The sequence below is a fragment of the Curtobacterium sp. MCBA15_013 genome (genome assembly GCF_001865095.1).
Lineage (GTDB): Bacteria > Actinomycetota > Actinomycetes > Actinomycetales > Microbacteriaceae > Curtobacterium.
On record NZ_MJGQ01000006.1, the window covers coordinates 141,908 to 162,460 of the forward strand.

General features: G+C 72.3%; 22 protein-coding genes, 1 tRNA gene and 1 riboswitch. Of the genes, 15 read left to right on the top strand and 8 right to left on the bottom strand.

Going from position 1 to position 20,553, the window contains the following annotated elements; genetic code table 11:
• Nucleotides 1-78 precede the first annotated feature (78 nt).
• Nucleotides 79-708 carry a DNA-directed RNA polymerase subunit beta gene (locus tag BIV01_RS04810; protein WP_070417785.1) on the bottom strand — a complete coding sequence of 210 codons (630 nt, stop codon included), beginning with the start codon at nt 706-708 and terminating at the stop codon, nt 79-81.
• Nucleotides 709-833: 125 nt separating this feature from the next.
• Here BIV01_RS04810 and BIV01_RS19660 point away from each other — a divergent pair, with 125 nt between their 5' ends.
• The 5 genes from BIV01_RS19660 to BIV01_RS04830 all read left to right on the top strand — a co-directional run bounded on the left by BIV01_RS19660 (nt 834) and on the right by BIV01_RS04830 (nt 3,634).
• Nucleotides 834-995 carry a hypothetical protein gene (locus tag BIV01_RS19660; protein WP_175473634.1) on the top strand — a complete coding sequence of 54 codons (162 nt, stop codon included), beginning with the start codon at nt 834-836 and terminating at the stop codon, nt 993-995.
• A 52-nt stretch (nt 996-1,047) separates the two neighbouring features.
• Nucleotides 1,048-1,120, top strand: a tRNA-Lys gene (locus BIV01_RS04815).
• A 51-nt stretch (nt 1,121-1,171) separates the two neighbouring features.
• Nucleotides 1,172-2,275 (top strand): acyltransferase family protein, encoded by a 1,104-nt coding sequence (locus BIV01_RS04820; RefSeq protein ID WP_070417784.1) that lies wholly within the window; start codon nt 1,172-1,174, stop codon nt 2,273-2,275.
• A 63-nt stretch (nt 2,276-2,338) separates the two neighbouring features.
• A complete protein-coding gene (locus tag BIV01_RS04825; RefSeq protein ID WP_175473635.1) occupies nt 2,339-3,148 on the top strand; it encodes an SGNH/GDSL hydrolase family protein in 810 nt (269 codons plus the stop codon).
• A 165-nt stretch (nt 3,149-3,313) separates the two neighbouring features.
• Nucleotides 3,314-3,634 (top strand): hypothetical protein, encoded by a 321-nt coding sequence (locus tag BIV01_RS04830; protein ID WP_071302104.1) that lies wholly within the window; start codon nt 3,314-3,316, stop codon nt 3,632-3,634.
• A gap of 240 nt (nt 3,635-3,874) precedes the next feature.
• On the opposite strand, the gene BIV01_RS04835 is transcribed toward BIV01_RS04830, so the two are convergent.
• Both BIV01_RS04835 and BIV01_RS04840 read right to left on the bottom strand, forming a co-directional pair.
• Nucleotides 3,875-4,807 carry an aldose 1-epimerase family protein gene (locus tag BIV01_RS04835; protein ID WP_071302105.1) on the bottom strand — a complete coding sequence of 311 codons (933 nt, stop codon included), beginning with the start codon at nt 4,805-4,807 and terminating at the stop codon, nt 3,875-3,877.
• Nucleotides 4,804-5,682, bottom strand: coding sequence for a DeoR/GlpR family DNA-binding transcription regulator (locus tag BIV01_RS04840; RefSeq protein ID WP_083413763.1), 879 nt, complete (start codon nt 5,680-5,682; stop codon nt 4,804-4,806). Before BIV01_RS04840 ends, BIV01_RS04835 begins: the two co-directional genes overlap by 4 nt.
• A gap of 64 nt (nt 5,683-5,746) precedes the next feature.
• Between BIV01_RS04840 and galT the strand changes: the two genes are divergently transcribed.
• Together galT and galK are read left to right on the top strand one after the other, a co-directional pair.
• Nucleotides 5,747-6,856 carry a galactose-1-phosphate uridylyltransferase gene (galT, locus tag BIV01_RS04845; RefSeq protein ID WP_071302106.1) on the top strand — a complete coding sequence of 370 codons (1,110 nt, stop codon included), beginning with the start codon at nt 5,747-5,749 and terminating at the stop codon, nt 6,854-6,856.
• On the top strand, nt 6,853-7,989 hold the full coding sequence (gene galK, locus BIV01_RS04850) for a galactokinase (protein WP_071302107.1): 1,137 nt from the start codon (nt 6,853-6,855) through the stop codon (nt 7,987-7,989). Before galT ends, galK begins: the two co-directional genes overlap by 4 nt.
• A gap of 41 nt (nt 7,990-8,030) precedes the next feature.
• On the opposite strand, the gene BIV01_RS04855 is transcribed toward galK, so the two are convergent.
• From BIV01_RS04855 to glyA, 4 genes are all read right to left on the bottom strand, one after another.
• Nucleotides 8,031-8,534, bottom strand: a complete 504-nt coding sequence (locus BIV01_RS04855; protein ID WP_071302108.1) for a hypothetical protein — start codon at nt 8,532-8,534, stop codon at nt 8,031-8,033.
• A 29-nt stretch (nt 8,535-8,563) separates the two neighbouring features.
• Nucleotides 8,564-9,016, bottom strand: a complete 453-nt coding sequence (locus tag BIV01_RS04860; RefSeq protein WP_071302109.1) for a hypothetical protein — start codon at nt 9,014-9,016, stop codon at nt 8,564-8,566.
• A 188-nt stretch (nt 9,017-9,204) separates the two neighbouring features.
• Nucleotides 9,205-10,116, bottom strand: a complete 912-nt coding sequence (locus tag BIV01_RS04865) for a tetrahydrofolate dehydrogenase/cyclohydrolase catalytic domain-containing protein (RefSeq protein WP_070419370.1) — start codon at nt 10,114-10,116, stop codon at nt 9,205-9,207.
• Nucleotides 10,117-10,142: 26 nt separating this feature from the next.
• Nucleotides 10,143-11,426 (bottom strand): serine hydroxymethyltransferase, encoded by a 1,284-nt coding sequence (gene glyA, locus BIV01_RS04870; RefSeq protein WP_302847420.1) that lies wholly within the window; start codon nt 11,424-11,426, stop codon nt 10,143-10,145.
• Nucleotides 11,427-11,485: 59 nt separating this feature from the next.
• Nucleotides 11,486-11,571: riboswitch (ZMP/ZTP riboswitch) on the bottom strand.
• Between the two features lie 37 nt (nt 11,572-11,608).
• Here glyA and clpS point away from each other — a divergent pair.
• From clpS to nagA, 8 genes are all read left to right on the top strand, one after another.
• Nucleotides 11,609-11,908, top strand: coding sequence for an ATP-dependent Clp protease adapter ClpS (clpS, locus tag BIV01_RS04875; RefSeq protein WP_083403394.1), 300 nt, complete (start codon nt 11,609-11,611; stop codon nt 11,906-11,908).
• A complete protein-coding gene (locus BIV01_RS04880) occupies nt 11,905-12,381 on the top strand; it encodes a DUF2017 family protein (RefSeq protein WP_070417774.1) in 477 nt (158 codons plus the stop codon). Before clpS ends, BIV01_RS04880 begins: the two co-directional genes overlap by 4 nt.
• On the top strand, nt 12,378-13,319 hold the full coding sequence (locus BIV01_RS04885) for a GNAT family N-acetyltransferase (protein ID WP_083413764.1): 942 nt from the start codon (nt 12,378-12,380) through the stop codon (nt 13,317-13,319). The genes BIV01_RS04880 and BIV01_RS04885 overlap by 4 nt, the downstream gene beginning before the upstream one ends.
• 51 nt (nt 13,320-13,370) lie before the next feature.
• Nucleotides 13,371-13,802 carry a MarR family winged helix-turn-helix transcriptional regulator gene (locus BIV01_RS04890; RefSeq protein ID WP_071295859.1) on the top strand — a complete coding sequence of 144 codons (432 nt, stop codon included), beginning with the start codon at nt 13,371-13,373 and terminating at the stop codon, nt 13,800-13,802.
• Nucleotides 13,803-13,966: 164 nt separating this feature from the next.
• The gene (locus BIV01_RS04895; RefSeq protein ID WP_083295175.1) at nt 13,967-15,301 is read left to right on the top strand and encodes an MFS transporter; all 1,335 of its coding nucleotides are present in this window, start codon (nt 13,967-13,969) and stop codon (nt 15,299-15,301) included.
• A 222-nt stretch (nt 15,302-15,523) separates the two neighbouring features.
• A complete protein-coding gene (purU, locus tag BIV01_RS04900; protein ID WP_071302110.1) occupies nt 15,524-16,402 on the top strand; it encodes a formyltetrahydrofolate deformylase in 879 nt (292 codons plus the stop codon).
• A gap of 7 nt (nt 16,403-16,409) precedes the next feature.
• Complete coding sequence (locus BIV01_RS04905) at nt 16,410-16,808, top strand: YrdB family protein (RefSeq protein ID WP_083295174.1); 399 nt, start codon at nt 16,410-16,412, stop codon at nt 16,806-16,808.
• Entirely contained in the window at nt 16,805-17,977 is a 1,173-nt protein-coding gene (gene nagA / locus BIV01_RS04910; protein ID WP_083413765.1) for an N-acetylglucosamine-6-phosphate deacetylase, read from the top strand. Before BIV01_RS04905 ends, nagA begins: the two co-directional genes overlap by 4 nt.
• Before the next feature lie 13 nt (nt 17,978-17,990).
• Here nagA and BIV01_RS04915 read toward each other — a convergent pair whose 3' ends face one another.
• Nucleotides 17,991-20,447: a GH92 family glycosyl hydrolase gene (locus tag BIV01_RS04915; RefSeq protein WP_254791780.1), complete on the bottom strand. Its 2,457-nt coding sequence runs from the start codon at nt 20,445-20,447 to the stop codon at nt 17,991-17,993.
• Nucleotides 20,448-20,553 lie beyond the last annotated feature (106 nt).

The window sequence follows — 20,553 nt, forward strand, 5'->3', positions numbered from 1 at the left end:
TGCGTGCGTGTCGCGTGCCCGGTGGGCGACGCCGCGTTCGGGCCAGGAGGCGCGGTGCGGGTCCGCCCCGCGACCCGCTCAGTCCAGGCTGTCGCGGCGCCAGAGCGACGCCGCCTCGGTGAGGTCGGCCGCCAGTTCCGACAGGCGCAGCGCGCGCGTCGTGAGTTCGGACGCCCGGTCCCCCGCCGTGAGGTCCGCGTCGTCCGCCACCGCGGTCGCTCCTGCTGCCGTGAGCCGGCAGAACGCGGCACCGCGGTCGAGCGCCACCGCGAGGTCACCCGTGTAGAGGCCGTGCAGGATCCGGTCCGCCAGCGTCAGGATCTCCGCCGGTCCGGTCGGCTGCTCGGCGCCCGCGACGGCCTGGTCGATCGTGCCGATCCGCTCCGTGCCGCGCGCGAAGAGGTACGCGATCTCCTCCGGGTTCTGCCGGATGACGGTGCGGACGAGGTAGATCCGCCACAGTGCGCCCGGGAGCGTGTGCGCCCCCACCCGCGCCCACAGCTCGGCGATGGCGTCGATGCCGTGCACGTCCGTGTAGGTCACCAGGCGCTCGACGACCGCCGGGTCCGGGTCCTGCCGCACGCGGTGGAGCAGGGCGTTCGCGGTCTCGTGCGCGACGCGGTTCACCACGGCCGGGTCCTCGCCGCCCTGGATCGCGGCGAACTCCTGGTCGGTGAAGTGGACGGGACGGTGGTGATCGCGAGGCACCGCGTCAGTGTAGGCACGGCCGGTGACGCGCCCGCCCTCCGTTCGCCCAGAACGCAACCGCTCCGTCGCGCGTACGGTGTCTGATCGGGAGGCGCTCCTCCCGCACGCGAAGGAAGAGGACTCCCATGAACCCCCTGCTCATCATCCTGGCCGTGATCGCGGTCATCCTGCTGTTCGTCGGTGGCTTCACCGCGAGCCTGAAGTTCCTGCTCTGGGTCGGCCTCGTGCTGCTCATCGTCGCGGTCGTGCTGTGGCTCGTCCGCACGCTCACCGGGCGTCGCAGCTGACCCGTCCCCTCGGTTCTTCCCGGAGGCCCTCACCCGCTAGCCTTGCGGGTGAGGGCCTCTAGCTCAGTTGGTAGAGCACCGGACTTTTAATCCGAGGGTCGTGGGTTCGAGCCCCACGGGGCCCACCGAACGTGACCGTTCCTTGGCTTGGCCGGGCTTCCCGTAGGATCGTCGGCATGCGCGATCGCCCAACCGGCAGGATCGGCTCACTGGACGGACTCCGCGGCGTCGCTGCCGCCGTCGTCGTCGTCCACCACGCCTTCCTCTCGATCCCGACCCTCTCGGACGGCAACTACCGCCGCGACGTCCCCGACTGGGCGAGCTGGATGGTGTACTCCCCCGCCCACCTCGTGTGGGCCGGCAGCGAGGCCGTCTTCGTCTTCTTCGTGCTGAGCGGCTTCGTCCTGACCCTCCCGGCCCTCCGCCGGTCGCAGGACTGGATCGCCTACTACCCGAGCCGGCTCGTCCGCCTCTACCTGCCGGTGGTGGCGTCGATCGCACTCGCGCTCGTGTTCTTCTTCCTCGTGCCCCGGCAGGACCAGCCGCACCAGTCGTTCTGGATCAACCGGCACGCCGAGCCGTTCACCCTGCACGGCCTCGTGAACGACCTCACGCTCCTCGCTCCGACGCTCGTGAACAGCCCGCTCTGGTCGCTCACGTGGGAGGTCCTCTTCTCCCTGCTCCTGCCGCTCTTCGTCTCGATCGCCGCGGTCACCCGACGCTGGTGGTGGGTGACCGCCATCGTCGCCGTCTTCCTGTCGGCACTCGGCGAGTACGAGCACTCGAAGTGGCTGATGTACCTGCCGATGTTCCTGCTCGGCTCCGCGCTCGCGGCCGGCTGGGAGCGCCTGCCGGACGTCCCGACGCTGCTCGGCTGGGTCCTGCTCGTGGTGAGCCTGCTCGGCATCACCGTGAAGTGGTGGCTGCCGACGACGGCGTGGTGGTCGCCCGTGCTGCCCGCGATCATCCTCGCCTCGGCCGGCACGATCGTCGTGCTCGCCGGCAGGTGGTTGCCCGCCGAGCGCTTCCTGCTCGGCGCGATCCCCCGCGAGCTCGGACGGCTCTCGTTCAGCCTCTACCTCGTGCACGAACCCATCACGGTGTCCGTCGCGAACCTCCTCCCGCGTGCCCTGCCGTCCTGGCTGGTCCTCGTCGCGATCCCGATCGGCATCGGCGTCGCCTACGTGTTCTCGCGGCTCGTGGAACTGCCGGCGCACCGCTTGGCGAAGCACATCGCGAAGTCGCTCTCGAGCCGTCCACCCGTCCCGCAGGCTGTCTGACGGTTCAGCACCTCGCCGGGCGGGTGTCCGGGGGCACGGATGCTGAGCACCTACAATCCCGGTGTGGCTCGACGAACCGACGGCGGTGTGCCCGGCGGCTCCCGTCGGTCCACCGCGCAGACCAGGCGCCGACGAGCGGTCCCCGCGATCGCCCTCGGCGCCATGTGCCTCGGCATCGCCGGGCTGCTCGTCATGCTGCCCGCCGTGTCCGACGCCTGCCAGCCGGTGCCCGCGACGTCCGACTTCTCGGCTGAGCAGGTCGCGGACGCGATCGCTCCGGGCTCCGACGTCCTCATCGTCGGCGACTCGTACACGACGGGTCGCGGTTCCTACGACGACGTGCACGGGTGGGCGCAGGACCTCGTGTCCGAGCGGCAGTGGGACGCGACCATCAACGGCTACCCGGGGACCGGCTACGTGAACCCCGGCCGCGGTCGCTCCTCGCGCGCCGTCTACCTGTCCCGGATCGAGCAGCGGGCAGCACTCACGCCGGACCTCGTCATCGTCCAGGGCAGCCAGAACGACTGGCTCACCGACTCCGCCACCCTCGAGAAGACCGTCGAGCGGACGCTCCGACAGGCCGAGGTGCAGTGGCCGGACGCGGTCGTGGTGGCGATCGGCCCGTCGGCACCCCAGCCGCGCGCCGAGGCCACGACCGGCATCAACGACGCGGTGGCCGCCGGCGCCAGCGCCGTGGGCGTCCCGTACATCGACGCGATCGACGGGCAGTGGTTCACCGCGATGAACAGCGGCAGCTACGCCGCGACGGACCAGCAGCACCTCAACGACGCCGGGTACCTGTACCTCGCGGGCAAGATCGACGCCGAGCTCGAGCAGCTCGCGACGCAGCCCGACGGCGAACAGTGCCTCTGAGCACTCGACCGGGGTACAAGTCGTCCTCAGGAGCCTCAGGGTGGTTCCACTGCACAGTTCAGTCCGCGTTCAGCCGACTGTTGGGCTCCCGCCGATAGTGTCGTTCCCGGATCCGATCGACGGATCCTGCAGCACCGCACCATCGCAGAACGAACGGGGTACACCGTGATCGAGCCCATCGAAGCCACGCAGACCAGCACCACCGGTGACGCGCGCCGCATCGTCGAGCTCGCAGCAGCGACCAACACGACGATGAGCAACGAGCTCCTGCTCGACACGCTCCGCCGGAACGCCCAGGTCACGACCCGCCACATCCGCAAGGACTTCGTCGAGGTCGCGACCGGCACCGCGGTGCTCGGCTACGTCTGCCGGCAGCGCAAGGACTTCGTCGCCCTCCGCGGGGACGACCCGGCGTGGGCGCACGAGGTGGGCCGCTACGCGAGCGAGTCCCTCGCGGTCGAGGCGCTGCGCATGCGTCGCGCCTGACCCTCCCGGACGAACGACGAAGGCCGCCCCTCCCCGGGGCGGCCTTCGTCGTGTCCGGCGCGGACCAGCGGCGGTGCCCCACTGCCCGACCGAGTCTCGCCTCCGCGGACACCCTCGCGCCGCACGAGTCGCGAACGTGTAAGCAGGGCCGAGTCTCGGCTCCGCGGACACCGTCGCGGCGCGGGACACGCGAAACTGTCCGCCGGGCCGAGTCTCGGCCGCGGACCGGCCGCGCCCGGGTCAGGACCAGACGCGGCGGATGCCCCAGCTGCCGGTCCAGGCCTCGTCGGGCTCGAGCCAGCGCAGCCCCTCCCCGGAGTTGAGCGCGTCGGCCGGCGCCGTCATCGGCTCCACCGCCACGGCCAGCCCGGTGCCGTCGCCACGGGGGAACTCGCGGGAGGTGAACACCTGCACGTAGGGGAACGATCCGTCCTGCCAGAGTTCGACGCCGTCGCCCTCCGGTCCGTGCATCGTCGTGCGCCGGATCCCCTCGGCGTCGGGCGTGACGTCCGTGTAGGCGGTGTCGAGGTCGGCGTCACCGGCGCGGACACCGGAGCGCAGGTCGAAGGGGGTGCCGTCGACGGCCACGGTGCCGTTCGGGATCTTCCGCTCGTCCACGGTGAACGCCGTCCCCGCGTCGAGCCGGACGACGAGGTCCTCGGCGGGGGTGTCCCCGGCGCGGAGGTACGGGTGCGCGCCGATCGCGAACGGCGCACGCACGCCCGAGCGGTTCACGACCTCGTGCGTCACCCGGATGCCGTCGTCGACGAGCTCGTGGTGCACGCGGGTCTCGAGCGTGAAGGGCCAGCCGTGCTGCGGGTGGATCGTGGCTTCCTGCACGATGCCGGACTCGGTCTGGGAGACCACGCGGTACGGCGCGAACCGGAGCAGCCCGTGCGACGCGTTGCCGTACTTCGGCTCGGAGACGTCGAGCTGCTGCCGCTTGCCGTCGAGTTCCCACACGCCGCCGGCGACGCGGTTCGGCCACGGCGCGAGCACGATCCCGTTCGCCCCGGGCGGCTGCGACGTGACGGGGAACGGCTCGGTGAGGTCGAACCCCGCGACGCGGAGTTCCCGGATGCCGGCCGCCACCTCGGTGACGATCGCCTCGACGACCCCGTCGGGTCCGGCGTGGCGGAGGTGGTACTGCCCTCCGGTGGGAGCTGCGGTCATGAGGTACGGGTCCTTCCCGGTGCGGATGGTGCGGATCGTGCAGATGGTGCGGGTACTGCCGGCTCGTCCGCCACGACCACCTCGACGCCGGCCGCCCGGATCGGGGCGACCTGCTCCGCCGTGGTCTCGGCGGTGACGACGACGTCGATGTCCTCGAGCGCGCGGACGACCCCGATGTGGGCCCGGCCGAACTTCGACCCGTCCGCGACCACGACCGTACGCCGAGCCGCGGCCGCGAGCATCCGCTTCGCCTCGGTCTCGGGCAGGTTGACGTTGGTGAGGCCGTGCGCGACGTCGACCCCGGTGCCGCCGAGGAACACGAGGTCCGCGGCGATCATCGGCAGCAGGGTGCCGTTGAACGGCGCCACGAGGGAGTGCTGCAGCGGACGGAGCGTGCCCCCGGTGACGATGACGGTGAAGCGCGGGACGGCGGCCTCGAGCACGAGCGCGGTCGTCAGCGAGTTCGTGACCACCGTGACGTCGACGAGGTCCTCGCGCGCGACCAGTGCCGTCGCCACGGCGGCGGGCGTGGTGCCGACGTCGAGCACGACGCACTGCCCGGAGCGCACGAGCGCCGCCGCGGCGCGGCCGATGGCGGCCTTGGCCACCTGGTGCTCGACGGCGGTCTCCTCGAAGGGGCGCTCGGTGGAACCGACCCCGAGGCGGACGGCACCGCCGCGGACCCGCCGGATCCGCGCCTCCTGGTCGAGCAGGGAGAGGTCCTGCCGGACGGTCACCTCGCTGGTGCCCAGGGCCGCTGCCAGGGCGGCCGTTCGGACGAGTCCGGGCGCGCCCTCGACGATCGAGACGATGCGGTCCTGCCGCAGCGGCGCGGGGAGCGCGCCGGCCAGGAAAAAGAGGTCGTCGTCCGTCATGCCACCAGTTTCGCGTGCTTACGAACACTTTCGCAATGCTTCGTGGAGCCGCTAGGGTTGTGCGGTGATCACCAAGCGCGTGACGAAGCTCGCGGACGGACGCGACCTCTTCTACTTCGACGACGCCGACTCGACGCTGCCCGCAGAACGCAGCATCGACCAGCGTGTCCTCGACCCGCGGCCGGAGACGGCGCGCATGCGGCAGGACGTCCTCACGGGCGAGTGGGTGTCCATCGCGGCGAGCCGGCAGAACCGCGTGTTCCTGCCGCCGGCCGACCAGGACCCGCTCGCGCCGCAGTCGGCGGAGAACCCCTCCGAGATCCCGAGCCGCTACGACGTCGCGGTGTTCGAGAACCGCTCCCCGTCCTTCGGCCCGATGCTCGCCGGAGCCGACGGGGCGGATGACGCCCCGCCGTCGCTCGACTCCCTGACCGAGGTCGGGCTGAACCGGCAGTTCCGGAGCGTCGGGCGGTGCGAGGTCGTCTGCTTCTCGCCCGCGACCGAGGGCTCCTTCGCGTCGATCTCCGAGTCACGCGCCCGCACCGTGGTCGAGGCGTGGGCGGACCGCACGGCGGCGCTGTCCCGGATGCCCGGCATCCAGCAGGTCTTCCCGTTCGAGAACCGGGGCGAGGCCATCGGCGTCACGCTCCACCACCCGCACGGGCAGATCTACGCCTACCCCTACGTCACCCCGCGCACCCAGCGCCTGCTCGCGAGCATCGAGCGGTTCGGGCCGGACCTGTTCGAGCAGCACCTCGCGAACGAACGTGCCTCCGACCGGGTCGTCCTCGCCGGTGAGCACTTCACCGCCTTCGTGCCCTTCGCCGCACGCTGGCCCATCGAGATCCACATGCTCCCGCACCGGCACGTCCCCGACTTCGCCGGGCTCACCGACGCCGAGAAGGACGAGCTGGCGCACATGCACCTGCGGCTCACCCGCGGGATCGACAAGCTCTACGGCGACCCGACGCCGTACATCGCCGCGTGGCACCAGGCGCCGGTGCACACCGGCCGCGACACCGTACGGCTCATGCTCCAGATCACGTCCCCGCGTCGCGCGGCGGACAAGCTCAAGTTCCTGGCCGGCAGCGAAGCCGCCATGGGCGCGTGGATCGGGGACCTCGTCCCCGAGACGGCGGCCGAGTTCATCCGAGGAGGGATCGAACGCGCATGACGTTCCAGCAGGTCTACGGGTACGAGCCCGCGGTGCGGTACTCCGCGCCCGGCCGGGTCAACCTCATCGGCGAGCACACCGACTACAACGACGGGTACGTGCTGCCCTTCGCCATCGACCGTCGCACGACCGCCTCGATCGCGCCCCGGGACGACCGGCAGCTGCGCGTCGCGTCGGCGTTCGACGCGGGCACCGTCGTCGAGCTCTCCCTCGACGAGCTCGCGCCCGAGCGCATGGACGGCTGGTCGGCGTACGTCCTCGGCATCGCGTGGGCACTCCGCGAGCAGGCGGGCGCGGACCTCACCGGCAAGACCGGCTTCGACGTCTTCATCGAGTCGGACGTCCCGGTCGGTGCCGGGCTCTCGTCGAGCGCCGCGATCGAGTGCGGCGTCGCACTCGCCTTCAACGACCTGTGGGAGCTCGGGCTCGACCGGAAGACCCTGGCCCGGGTCGGCCAGTACTCCGAGAACCACGCCGTCGGTGCCCCCACCGGGATCATGGACCAGTCCGCCTCGCTGCTCGGGGAGCAGGACGCGGTCGTCTTCCTCGACTGCCGCACGCTCGACACCGCCGTGGTCGACCTGGCGCTCGAGGCGAACGGGCTCGAGGTCCTCGTCGTCGACACCCGTGTCGAGCACGCGCACGCCACCGGCGGCTACAAGGCCCGTCGCGCGTCGTGCGAGCACGGTGCGGCCGTGATGGGCGTCGAGGCGCTCCGCGACCTGTCGGTCGACGACCTGCCCCGCGCGCAGGAACTCCTCGACGACGAGACCTTCCGCCGTGTCCGGCACGTCGTGACCGAGGACCAGCGCGTCCTCGACACCGTCCGCACGCTGCGCGAGCACGGGCCGCGGGCGATCGGGTCCCTGCTGGTCGCGTCGCACGAGTCGATGCGGGACGACTTCGAGATCTCGGTGCCGGAGCTCGACCTCGCGGTCGCGACCGCGATGGAGCACGGTGCGGTGGGCGCGCGGATGACCGGTGGCGGCTTCGGTGGTGCGGCGATCGCGTTGGTCGACCAGGAGGCGCGGCAGACGATCGCAGACGCGGTCACCGCCGCCTTCGCCGCGGCCGGGTACCGCGAGCCGACGGTGTTCACGGTGCACGCCGCGCAGGGCGCCCGGCGCGACTGACGCGCCGGGTCTCTCGGGCTGGGCCGGCCGGGGGCCCCGGGTCAGCGGGTCGCGTGCCCCGTGGTGACGGTCACACCGCCCCACGGGAAGCCGTGCGGGTGCAGGACCTCGTGGTCGATCTGGTCCATCACGACGTGCCCCTGCCACACGGTGTAGATCAGCACGCCGACCACGACGACCACCGGGACGGCCAGGTACGCCGCGAACCGGACGACGTCGCCGAGCGATCGCTTGCCGAACCGCGCGAGCATCGGCGGCAGGAACACCCCGACGACGACCACGAGGAGCAGGACGGCGATCGCGGCCGGCGCCGTGTGTCCCTCGACGTTCACGGTGGGCGGCGCACTCGACAGCGGGTTGCCGGCGTTGTCGATCCAGTGCCCGTCGCTGTCCGTCCCGCCGTACTCCGACGAGGCAGACCACATCGTGAGCGTCGGATACGACAGGAGCGCGACGGCCCCGATCAGCACGAGGCCCCCCGCTCGCGGTCGCAGCTGCCGTCCGGCGTGCGCCATCACGGGCGCGGTCTGCACGTTCTCCCCCATGTTCGAGACCCTAGCACTGCGGTCGACGCTCACGGCGCGCCCTCGAGTCGCTGGATCGACCACGAGACGTCACCGATCGTGAACGGGTGCAGGTCGCCGTGCGCGACGGCCCAGTACACCCACTGCCACTGCACGATGAACAGCACCCACACCAGCACGGTCGCCCCGACCACCCCGGCCAGACCGAGCGCGAGCACGCGGTCCTGGTCCCACCGTGCGGCACCGCGCCGAGCGACCCCGACGACGAAGCCGGCCGCCGCGAAGCCGACCGTGAGGAGCACCCACCCGATCCACGGCCGGGCCTCGAACTGCACGAAGCCGAGTTCGTGCACGTCCGTGCTGCCGGGCAGTCGCGGCTGAGCGGACCAGTTCTGTCCGAGGACCTGCAGGAACAGGCACAGCAGCGTGATCCAGACGAGCTTGCGGGCGTCCTTCGTGAAGAGCGACTCGCGTGCCCGGGGCTCCGCGGCGGAGGTGGTCATGCGCGAACGGTAGCGCGGTGCCGGCCGCGGCAGAAGCGCCCGTCCGGGGCACGCCCCGGACCCGGCCACCTCGGGCCCGCGCGGACGTGGCGGCGCCGACCCGCGCCTCCCGACCGTGCTTCGTGAGCAGAAATGGTCGGGTTCCACGACGGGACCCGACCATTTCTGCTCACGAAGCAAGCCGCGCGCTAGTGCAGGTGGCGCTCGGCGGCCTCGACCACGTTCTTCATCAGCATCGCGCGCGTCATCGGGCCGACACCGCCGGGCGTCGGCGACAAGAAGCCCGCCACCGAGGCGACCGCGGGGTCGACGTCGCCCCGGAGGCGAGCCTTGCCCGTGTCCGGGGAGACCACGCGACTGATGCCGACGTCGATGACCGCCGCACCGGGCTTCACCCAGTCCGGCTGCACGAGCCCCGCGACACCGGCCGCGGCGACGATGATGTCCGCGCGGCGGCACTCGGCGGCGACGTCCTCGGTGAGGGAGTGGGTGAGGGTCGCGGTGGCCTCGAGCCGGGTGAGGAGCAGCCCGAGCGGACGACCGACCGTGAGCCCCTGCCCGATGATCGTGACGTGCTGGCCCCGGATCGGGACGTCGTACGCCTCGAGCATCGCGACGATGCCGCGCGGGGTGCACGGCAGGGGTGCGTCGATCGTGCCGGCACCGCCCGGGACGGCGAGCACGAGCTCACCGAGGTTGGTCGGGTGCAGGCCGTCGGCGTCCTTCGCCGGGTTCATCAGCTCGAGCATCGGGATCGGGTCGATCCCCTGCGGCAGCGGGAGCTGCACGATGAACGCGGTGACCCGGGGGTCGTCGTTCATCTGCAGGATCGCTGCCCGGATGTCGGCGGCCGACGCGGTCTCGGGCAGGTCGATGCGGACCGAGTCGAGCCCGATCTGCGCCGAGTCGCGGTGCTTGCCCGCGACGTAGGACACCGAGCCCGCGTTCTGGCCGACCATGATCGTGCCGAGCCCGGGGCGGAACCCGTGGTCGTGCAGCCGGTCGATGCGGACCTTCAGGTCGTCGAGCGTGCGGGCGGCGAGGGCGGTGCCGTCGATGCGGACGGCACTGCCCTCACCCGCCCAGCGCTCGCGCGGCAGCGGCGCGGGCGACGGGGCGGCGCCGCTCACGCGTAGAGCGGGAACGCGTCGGTCAGGGCCTTCACCCGGGCCGAGAGCGCGTCGATGTCGGGGTTCGGCATGAGGGTCAGCGCGATGATGTCCGCGACCTCGGTGAACTCCGCGTCGCCGAAGCCACGCGTGGCCAGCGCCGAGGTGCCGATGCGGACACCCGAGGTGACCATCGGCGGGCGCGGGTCGAACGGCACGGAGTTGCGGTTCACGGTGATGCCGACCTCGTGCAGGAGGTCCTCGGCCTGCTTGCCGTCGACCTCGGACGTGCGGAGGTCCACGAGCACGAGGTGCACGTCGGTGCCACCGGTGAGGACGTCGATGCCCGCAGCCTTCGCGTCGTCGGCCGTCAGCCGTGCGGCGAGCGCCTGTGCACCGCGGATCGTGCGCTCCTGGCGCTCCTTGAACTCCGGGGTGGCGGCGAGCAGGAACGCGGTGGCCTTGGCGGCGATCACGTGCATGAGCGGACCGCCCTGCTGGCCCGGGAACACGGCCGAGTTGAGCTTCTTGAAGAGCGACTCGTCGTTGGACAGGATGATGCCGGAGCGGGGGCCGCCGAGGGTCTTGTGCACCGTCGAGGACACCACGTGGGCGTGCGGCACCGGGGACGGGTGCAGGCCGGCGGCGACGAGACCGGCGAAGTGCGCCATGTCCACCCAGAGCTTCGCGCCGACCTCGTCCGCGATCTCGCGGAACTTCGCGAAGTCGAGCTGGCGCGGGTAGGCCGACCAACCGGCGATGAGGACCTTCGGCTGGTGCTCGATGGCCTTCGCGCGGATGTCGTCGTAGTCGACCTCGAACGTCTCCGGGTCGACGCCGTACGCGACGGCGTTGTAGATGCGGCCGGAGAAGTTGAGCTTCATGCCGTGGGTCAGGTGACCGCCGTGCGCGAGCTCGAGGCCGAGGATGGTGTCGCCGGCCGACGCGATGGCGTGCAGGACGGCCGCGTTGGCCGTGGCGCCCGAGTGCGGCTGGACGTTGGCGTACTCGGCGCCGAAGAGGGCCTTCGCGCGGTCGATGGCGAGCTGCTCGGCGACGTCGACGTACTCGCAGCCGCCGTAGTAGCGCTTGCCCGGGTAGCCCTCGGCGTACTTGTTGGTGAGCACGGAGCCCTGCGACTCGAGGACGGCGCGCGGCACGAAGTTCTCGGACGCGATCATCTCGAGGGTGTCGCGCTGGCGGCCGAGCTCCTGCTCGAGGACGCGGGCGATCTCGGGGTCGACCTCGTTCAGCGGGGCGTTGAAGGCGGTGTTGGTGGCTGCGGGGGGCAGATCGGTGATGGACACGGGACTCCTCGTTGTCTGTTCCGTCGCGCACGCGCACGACGAGGTGGACGGGTGGGCGCGGCCCAGGCGTACGGCCGCGCACCGTGTCAGGTGTCGCTCCCCGATGGTGACCCATCCAACGCCAGTCGCGACCCCCCGATCGTACCGAGCGAGCAGGTTCGTGTCACCCTGGGTGCATGACCCTGTTGACGCCCGACGTGGACGAGCGCACCGACGCCCGCACGAGCGTGCGACCGGACACGCCGTGGGTCGCCGTCGTGTGGGACGACCCGGTGAACCTCATGTCCTACGTGACCTACGTCTTCCAGCAGTACTTCGGCTTCCCACGGGCGAAGGCGGAGCGACTCATGCGCCAGGTGAACGACGAGGGACGCGCGATCGTGGCGACCGGCCCCCGCGAAGCGATGGAGGCCCACGTCGAGGCCATGCACGGGTACGGGCTGCAGGCCTCGGTGGACAGGGCGCCCGCTCCGTGATCCCGTTCGTCCGCCGTGCCGACGGCGTGCACCTCGCCATGTCCTCCGGCGAGCGCGGCGTGCTCACGTCGCTGACCGAGCAGCTGCAGCAGGTGCTCGACGGGGACCTCGCGTCGGACCCGGTCGCGGCGCGGATGTTCCCGGATGCCTACCGCGACGACGCCGAGGCGAGCGCGGAGTTCCGGCGGTGGACCGAGTCGGACCTGGTGGCGAGGAAGACCGAGAACGCCCGGGCCGTGCACGCGTGGCTCACCGGGGCACGGGACGGCGCCTTCGAGACCTCGGACGAGCAGGCCTGGCTGCGCTGCCTGACGGACCTGCGGCTGACGATCGCGGACCGGCTGGGGATCGTGGACTCCGCTACGGAGGAGCAGTCGTACACCGCCGACGCGGGCGTCGGCCTCCGGGACGTCTACGACTGGCTCGGGTACGTGCAGGAGCACCTGGTCGAGACCCTGACCGGTCCGCGGTGAGCGTCGCCTTCCGCCCCGTCGACGGTGACGACCTGGAGGCGCTGCTCGCCTTGTCGACGGACGAACCGGTCGCGTGGATCGGTGCGGACCGGTACCGGGCCGAGTCCGCCACGGGGAACTACCGCCCGGAGTGGTCGTGGCTGGCCCTGCGGGACGGTCGCCCCGTCGGCCGTGCCCTGTGGTGGGGCGGCGCGGACGCCACGGCACCGTCGACACTCGACGACCTGCTCATCGCACCGGGGTCGTCCGACCCCGACGAGCGCCGGGAGATCGCCGCCGGACTCATCGCCGCCGGAACCGCCGCGTTCGGTTCGCTGCCGGAGTGGATCGTCGACGTCGCGGTGGACTGGCACACCGACGACGGCGCCGTCGCGGCCGTGCGGTGGCGGACGGAAGCGGCCCGTGCCGCCGGACTCGGACGGATGACCGAGCGGGTCAGCGTCGCGCTCGAACGGCCGGGCGCTCCCGCGACGGAGTCGGTGTCGACGCCGGCCCTGCGGTTCCGCGGTGGCGACGACGCCGAGTTCGTGGACCTCTTCGCGCGCGTCGCGGTCGGGAGCCTCGACGCACACACGCTGGCCTCCGGCGCCGAACTGGGCTCGCGGGGCGCGGCCGCCGACGATCTCGCGTTCTACGGGTCGCTGCCCGGATCACGGGACGGGTGGCGGATCGCCCTCGACGCGGAGGGGCTCGTCGTCGGCTTCGTCATCGCGACCCGGACGGCGTACGACGCAGCGATCAGCTACATCGGCGTCCTGCCGCAGCACCGGGGGCGCGGCATCGTCGACGGACTGCTGGCCGAGGCGGTCCGGGTGCACGCCGCTGCCGGTGCACCGCGGGTGGTCGGGACGACGGACGCGACGAACACCCCGATGCGTCGGGCGTTCGAGCGTGCGGGGTTCGTGGTGACGAAGCGGCGCATCGTCTTCGAGCCCTGAGTTCAGAAGGCAGCCTTGCAAGTTCGCCTGTCGAAGTAGTACCGTGACGGTATGGAATCGGACGGTGACGGCTCGGACGTGCTCGCCGGTGCACTGCTGACGCTGTACGGCAAGATCCGCCGCACGACCCTGGTCGGCAAGGTCGACGACGTCACGGCCTCGCAGTCCGCCGCACTCGGTCGGCTCGTCCGCGACGGTGCGACCACGACCGCCGAACTCGCCCGTGCCGAGGGCGTCCGACCGCAGTCGATGGGCGCGACCGTCCAGGCGCTCGAGGACCTCGGCCTCGTCACCCGCACGCAGGACCCGACCGACGGGCGCCGGACCATCGTCGCCGCGACCGACGCCGGCCGCACCGCCCGCGACGAGTCCCACCGCGCCCGGACCCGCCTGCTCGCCGAGCGCCTCGCGACGCTCGACCCCGACGACCGTGCCACGGTCGCCCGCTCCCTCCGCATCCTCGAACCCCTCGTCGAACCGTGACCACCCGGAGGGGCGACCCGCGTCGACCGACGCGAGCCGCGCCTCCTGGCCGTCACGACGCGACCCCCTCGCAAAGGCAGCCGACCACGTCCACCGCAACCGCCTCCACACCCGTCTCCCCGTCGACCGATCCCGGCGGCAGCGGCTTCGGCCCGAAGCTCCTCGTGCCGGTCCTGGTCGGACCGCTGCTCAACCCGATCAACACGACGATGGTGTCGGTCGCCCTCGCGCCGATCTCCCGCGACCTCGGGATCGGTGCCGCGCAGGCGATCTGGCTCGTCGCGGCACTGTACCTCGCGAGCGCCATCGCGCAGCCGACGATGGGCAAGCTCGCCGACCGGTTCGGTCCGAAGAAGGTGTTCCTGACCGGACTCGTCATCGTCGGGATCGCCGGGATCGTGCCCGAGTTCCTGACCGGCTTCGGCGGCGCGGTGTTCGCGCGCGTGCTGATCGGCATCGGGACCTCGTCGGCGTACCCGGCCGCGCTGACGACCCTGCGCCAGCACTCCGCCCGCATCGGGAAGCCCACCCCGCCGCTCGTGCTCGGTGCGCTGTCGATCACCTCGCTCGTGTCCGCCGCCGCCGGGCCGCCCCTCGGCGGAGCGCTCATCGCCGCGTTCGGGTGGCACGCGATCTTCCTCGTCAACGTCCCGCTCGCCGCCTTCGGGATCGTCGTCTCCGCGCTGTGGCTGCCGTCCGACAGGCTCCGGCCGCGGACCGACGAGGACCTCCCCGTCCTCACCGCGCTCGACCCGTTCGGGATGCTGCTCATGACCGGCTTCGTGTCGGCGCTCCTCGTGTTCCTGCTCGACCTGTCCGCCGGACTCTGGTGGCTGCTCGGCACGGCAGTCGTGCTGCTCGTCGCGCTCGTGCTCTGGGAGCTCCGCGCCGTGCGGCCCTTCGTCGACGTGCGGATGCTCGCCCGGAACGGTGCCCTCTCGCGCACGTACATGCGGCTGTTCCTCGTGTACCTGCTGGCGTACACGATGACCTACGGGTTCTCGCAGTGGGTGCAGGACGTCGCGGGGTACTCGAGCGACGTCGCCGGGTACATGCAGCTGCCCGCCGCGATCGTCGCCGGGGTCGCGTCGTTCCTCATCGCCCGGAAGACCGCCGTGCGGGGGCCGCTCATCGTCGCGGCCGTGGTGCCGATCGTCGGCGGACTGCTCCTCCTGCTGCTCCACACCGGGTCGCCGGTGTTCCTGCTCGTCCTCGCGCCGGCGCTGTTCGGCGTGCCGCAGGCCCTGGCGTCCGTGTCGAACCAGGCGGCGCTCTACCGAGTCGTGCCGGCGGAGTACATCGGGACCGCGGCGGGGCTGTCCCGGACGAGCGTGTACATCGGGGCGATCGGGGCGTCCTCGCTGATCGGCGGGGTGTTCGGCCAGGCCCCGACGACGCCGGACCTGCACGTGCTGGCGTGGGTGATCGTGGGGGTCGCGGTGCTGTTGAGCGTCCTGACGATCGCCGACCGGGCGTTGTCGCGGCCGCTCCCGCGCTGACCGCGCGGCGGGGCGGGCGGCGCCGGGCGCGGCGCGCCCGCCCCCGCGCCCGCGGACCCCACTTCGTGAGCAGAAATGGTCGGGTCACGTCACCGCACCCGACCGTTTCTGCCCACGATCCCGCCCGCGCGCGCCGCGCCCGCGCGACCGCCGGCGGGCCGCAGCCCGACCGGCGGGGCCGCGCCGCGCCTCCCGACAGCCCGATCCCGGTACCCTGATCCGGTGACCGACCCGACCGCCCCGAGCGAGCAGACCCCCACGCACTGGACCCTCACGCTGGTCTGCGACGACCAGCCCGGGATCGTGCACGCCGTCTCCGGAGCCGTCGTCGCCGCGAGCGGGAACATCACCGAGTCGCAGCAGTTCTCGAGCGTCGACACGAACACGTTCTTCATGCGCCTCCAGGTCATGGCCCCCGTCGACCGCACCACGTTCGAGGCCGCGCTCGCCCCCGTCGCCGAGCGCTACGACGCCCGCGTCCAGCTCGACGTCGTCGGCCGGCCGCTGCGCACCCTCGTCCTCGTGTCGAAGGCCGGGCACTGCCTGAACGACCTGCTGTACCGGCAGCGCGGCGGACAGCTCCCGATCGAGGTGCCGCTCGTGCTCTCGAACCACGCGGACCTCTCCGAGCTCGCGTCGTTCTACTCCGTGCCGTTCGAGCACCGGCCGGTGACGGACGCCGCGAGCAAGCAGGAGATGGAGCGCCGGGTGCTGCAGGCGGTCGAGGAGCACGACATCGAGCTCGTCGTCCTCGCCCGGTACATGCAGATCCTCTCGCCGGAGCTGTGCGCCGCGCTCGAGGGTCGCGCGGTGAACATCCACCACTCGTTCCTGCCGGGCTTCAAGGGCGCCAACCCCTACCGGCAGGCGCACGCTCGCGGGGTCAAGCTCATCGGTGCGACGGCGCACTTCGTGACGAGCGATCTCGACGAGGGCCCGATCATCGAGCAGAACGTCGTCCGCGTGGACCACACGAAGGACCCCGCCGAGCTGGTCTCGATCGGCCAGGACGAAGAGTCCCGCACGCTCACCCAGGCGGTGCGCTGGATCGCCGAGGACCGTGTCCTCCTCGACGGTGCCCGCACCATCATCTTCAAGTAGGCACCGCATGTCAGCACCGCAGTCCCCCGTCGATTGGGGCGACACCCCGGACCCGCACGCCATCCGCCCGCGGAGGCTCGACGGCTGGACGGTGCTCCGCATCCTGGTGTGCGCCTTCGGCCTGGTCTCGTTGGCGTACTGGGGCTACATCGCGTGGCCGTTCCCGATGCCCGGCATCCTGTTCATGATCGGCGCGCCGGTGTTCGCCGCGGTGGTCTGGTACCTGTTCCGGTCGCAGGCGTCGCCGATCGAGACGGACATCGTCGGCAAGACCATCGTCGAGGTCGCCCTCGTGATCGCGGCCGGCGGGTGCTGGATCTCGATCGGGCACCCGGTGGTGGGGCTGGTCTTCATCCTCGTGGCGGCCCTGTCGGGCGTGGTGCAGTTCCGCAAGGAGACCCGGTGAACGGCGGCGGCTCCGGCGGCCAGGAGGCGCGGCGCACGCTGATCCGGTCGACCCACGTGGTCGACGCGGCCGGCTCCACGGCGGACGGCTGGGTCCTCGTCGTCGGTGACACGATCCACGCGGTCGGCTCCGGCCCCGAGGCACCGGCGGCGACCTCGGTGCACGAGGTCGTGGACCTCGGCGATGCCGTCCTGACGCCCGGCTTCATCGACCTGCACGGCCACGGCGGCGGCGGCACCGCGTACGAGGACGACTCGATCGCGGCCGCCCTCGAGGTCCACCGGTCCCACGGCACGACCCGCTCGGTCCTGTCCCTCGTCGCGAACCCGGTCCCCGCGCTGACCGCCTCGCTCGACCGCATCCGCACGATGATGGCCGACGACCCGCTCGTGCTCGGCGTCCACCTCGAGGGCCCCTTCCTCTCCCCGCACAACAAGGGCGCCCACAACGAGTCGTTCCTGATCGACCCGGTGCCCGGTCCGGTCGCGGACCTGCTCGAGGCCGGCGAGGGCGTCGTCCGCCAGGTCACCATCGCGCCGGAACTCGCCGGCGCCCTCGACGCGACCGGACGGTTCGTCGCCGCGGGCGTCACCGTCGCCGTGGGCCACACCGTCGGCACGTACGACCAGGCCCGGGCAGCGTTCGACGCCGGCGCGACCCTGCTCACGCACGCGTTCAACGCCATGCCGGGCATCCACCACCGGGCTCCCGGGCCGATCGCGGCCGCCGTGGCCGACGACCGCGTGACGCTCGAGCTCATCCTCGACGGCGTGCACGTGCACCCGTCCGTGGCGTCGATGCTGCTGCGTACGGCACCGGGCCGCGTCGCCCTCATCACCGACGCCATGGGTGCTGCCGGTGCGGCCGACGGCTCCTACACGCTCGGGTCCCTCGCCGTGACCGTGACGGACGGGATCGCGCACGTGGCGGGGACGGACACCATCGCGGGGTCCACCCTGACGCAGGACGTCGCGCTGCGGAACGCGGTGACCCTCGCGGGACAGGCGCTGCCGGACGCCGTGGCGGCGCTGACCAGCGTGCCGGCGGCGGCGCTGGGGCTCGGCGACCGGCTGGGTCGGCTCGCGCCGGGGTACGCCGCCGACCTCGTGGCGTTGTCGCCGTCGTTCGAGGTCCAGCGGGTGTGGGGCGCGGGGCGCGAGCTGCGCTGACGCGCCGCGGCGCCTACCGGTCGACCGGCCGCCCCCGCACCCCGCTCGCCCACGACGTGTCCGCCGTGCTCCCGACCCGCAGCGACAGCGTCCCACCGCGGGTCACGAACGACGCCGGCACCCAGGACTTCTCGAGCGTCCGGCCGTCCAGGCGTGCACCGCGGACGTACGGCTCCGTGCCGGAGGACCGGACGACGATCCGCTCCCCGCTCGACCGCCGGATGTCGACCGTGCTGAACGTCGGGCTCCCGATGAGCATCTCCGCCCGCCCCGGCGTCTGCGGGAACAACCCGATCGACGCGAAGACGTACCAGGCGCTCATCGTGCCGAGGTCGTCGTTGCCCGGCAGCCCGTTCGGCCCGGTCGTGTAGGCGTCGTCGACGACCCGACGCACGGTCTCCTGCGTCTTCCACGGCTTGCCGAGCGCGTTGTACATCCACGGCGTGTGGATGTCGGGCTCGTTGGTCGGGTCGAACTTGGTGGGGTCGCCACCGGTCACCGCGAACGCGCCGGAGCTGTCGTGGAAGAAGGTGTCCAGGCGAGCGGCAGCGACATCGTCACCGCCCAGCGCGGTCGACAGCCCGTGCACGTCCTGCGGCACGAGCCACGTGTACTGCGCACTCGTCCCCTGCGCGAACCCGGTGCCGGTCGAGGGGGACCAGTCCGGCGTCCACGACCCGTCGGCCTGGCGAGCAGCCTGGTACCCGACGGCCGGGTTGAACGTGTTCTTCCAGTAGGTCCCGCGCTCCGCGAACATCCGGGCGTCCGAGCGCAGTCCGAGCGACGAGGCCCAGTAGCCGAGCGCACTGTCGGAGATCGAGTCCTCGAGGGTCTCGGCAGCGCCACCCCAGCACGAGCAGTCGTCGTTCGCCGCGGAGTGCCGCTGCAGGTACTCGTCGAGCGCCGGTCGCTGCGCCAGGCACTGGCCCGGGCAGCCGATGTCGCTCTCGGCGTCGGCGTTCTCGACGGTCGCCTGGTGCTTCAGCGAGGCGTAGGCGGCCCGCACGTCGAAGTTCCGCACACCCATGGCGTACCAGGTGGCGAGGGTCGCGGCCGAGGGGTCGCCCGTCATGACGTGCGTCGGGGCACCGAGGTGGAGCCATCGGTCCCACACCCCGCCGTTCTGCTCGGCGAACCGCAGCATCGACTGCGCCATGTCCCCGGCGACGTCCGGTCGCAGCAGGGCGAGCAGCTGGATCTGCGCGCGGTACTGGTCCCACCCGGAGTACGTGCCGTAGACGGCCCGGTGGCCCCGGTCCATCCGGTGCACCCGCTGGTCCGGCCCGAGGTATCGGCCGTCACGGTCGTTCAGCGTGTTCGGCTGCATGAGCGCGTGGTACACGGACGTGTACAGCTGGGTGGTCCGGTCCGCCGTGCCGCCACCGACGCGCAGGCGCGACAGTTCGCGGTTCCAGGAGGCGCGGGTGCCGGCCGCCACGCTGGCGACGGTCGAGCGCGGGGTCACCTCGCCGTCGCGGTTCGCGACGGCTCCTGCGGCGCTCACGTACGAGATGCCGATCTTCGCGTGCACCGTCGCACCGCGACGCGCGTCGAACCCGACCCACGCGCCGGAGCCGCGTCCGGCACGGTCGGCGCCGGTCAGGTAGCCCTCCCCGCCGGAGGAGGACGTGCCTCCTGGCCGGACCGTGCCGTCCTGCCAGGTGCCGGTGCTCGTGAACGCCCGGTCGAAGGTCGCCGTGAAGAACAGGCGGTAGTAGCTGCGGCGGTCGGGGTTCGTGGCCCCGCCCCCGTTCGCACGGCGGCTGCAGAAGCCGCCGGTCAGGACGCTGCCGCTGACCGTGCGGGTCCGTGCGTCGACGCGGGTGGTGGCCGCCTCGCTGCCGTTGATCGAGTTCGACGTGCGGAAGAGCAGGTTCGCGTCCTCGCCGGCCGGGAACGCGAACTCGCCGACGCCGGCACGCGTGGTGACGGCGAGGTCGGTACGGACGCCGTTGTCGAGGCGGACCGTGTAGCGGCCGGGGCTCGCGGACTCGTCGTCGTGCGAGTAGCCGGCGGCGTAGACCGCGTCGGTGGAGTCGGACGACGGCGAGGTCGTGACCGGTGTGGTGACGGGCATGATCGGCACGTCACCGGCGGCCCCCGGCGCGCAGCCCGCACCGTTGAGGTGCGTCAGGCTGAACCCCCGCAGTCGGTCGACGTCGTACGAGTAGCCGTTCGCGACCGGGGTCGAGGTCTGGTCGCCCGCGGTGCCGGTGGGGCTCCACTGGAGCATGCCGAACGGGGCGGTCGCGCCGGGCCAGGTGTTGCCGTCGCCGCTCGTGCCGATGAACGGGTCGACGTACCGGGCGGGGTCGGAGACGGTCCGGGCGGCCTGCCCTGCCTGCCCGGACGGCGAGGCGACCGCCGGTGCGGCGACCATCCCCGTCCCGAGCAGCGCGGCGATCGTGGCCACCGCGGCGAGCGGCAGCGGGCGGAGGAGCGGGCGACGGTGCACGCGGGAACGGTTCACGCCCGCGACGCTAGACCCCTCGGACGGGGGACGCGCGATCGGTCACCGAGCGCTCCCCTGCTGTTCACGTCGATCGGTCGCCCCGCCCGCGCCTGCTTGGATGGAT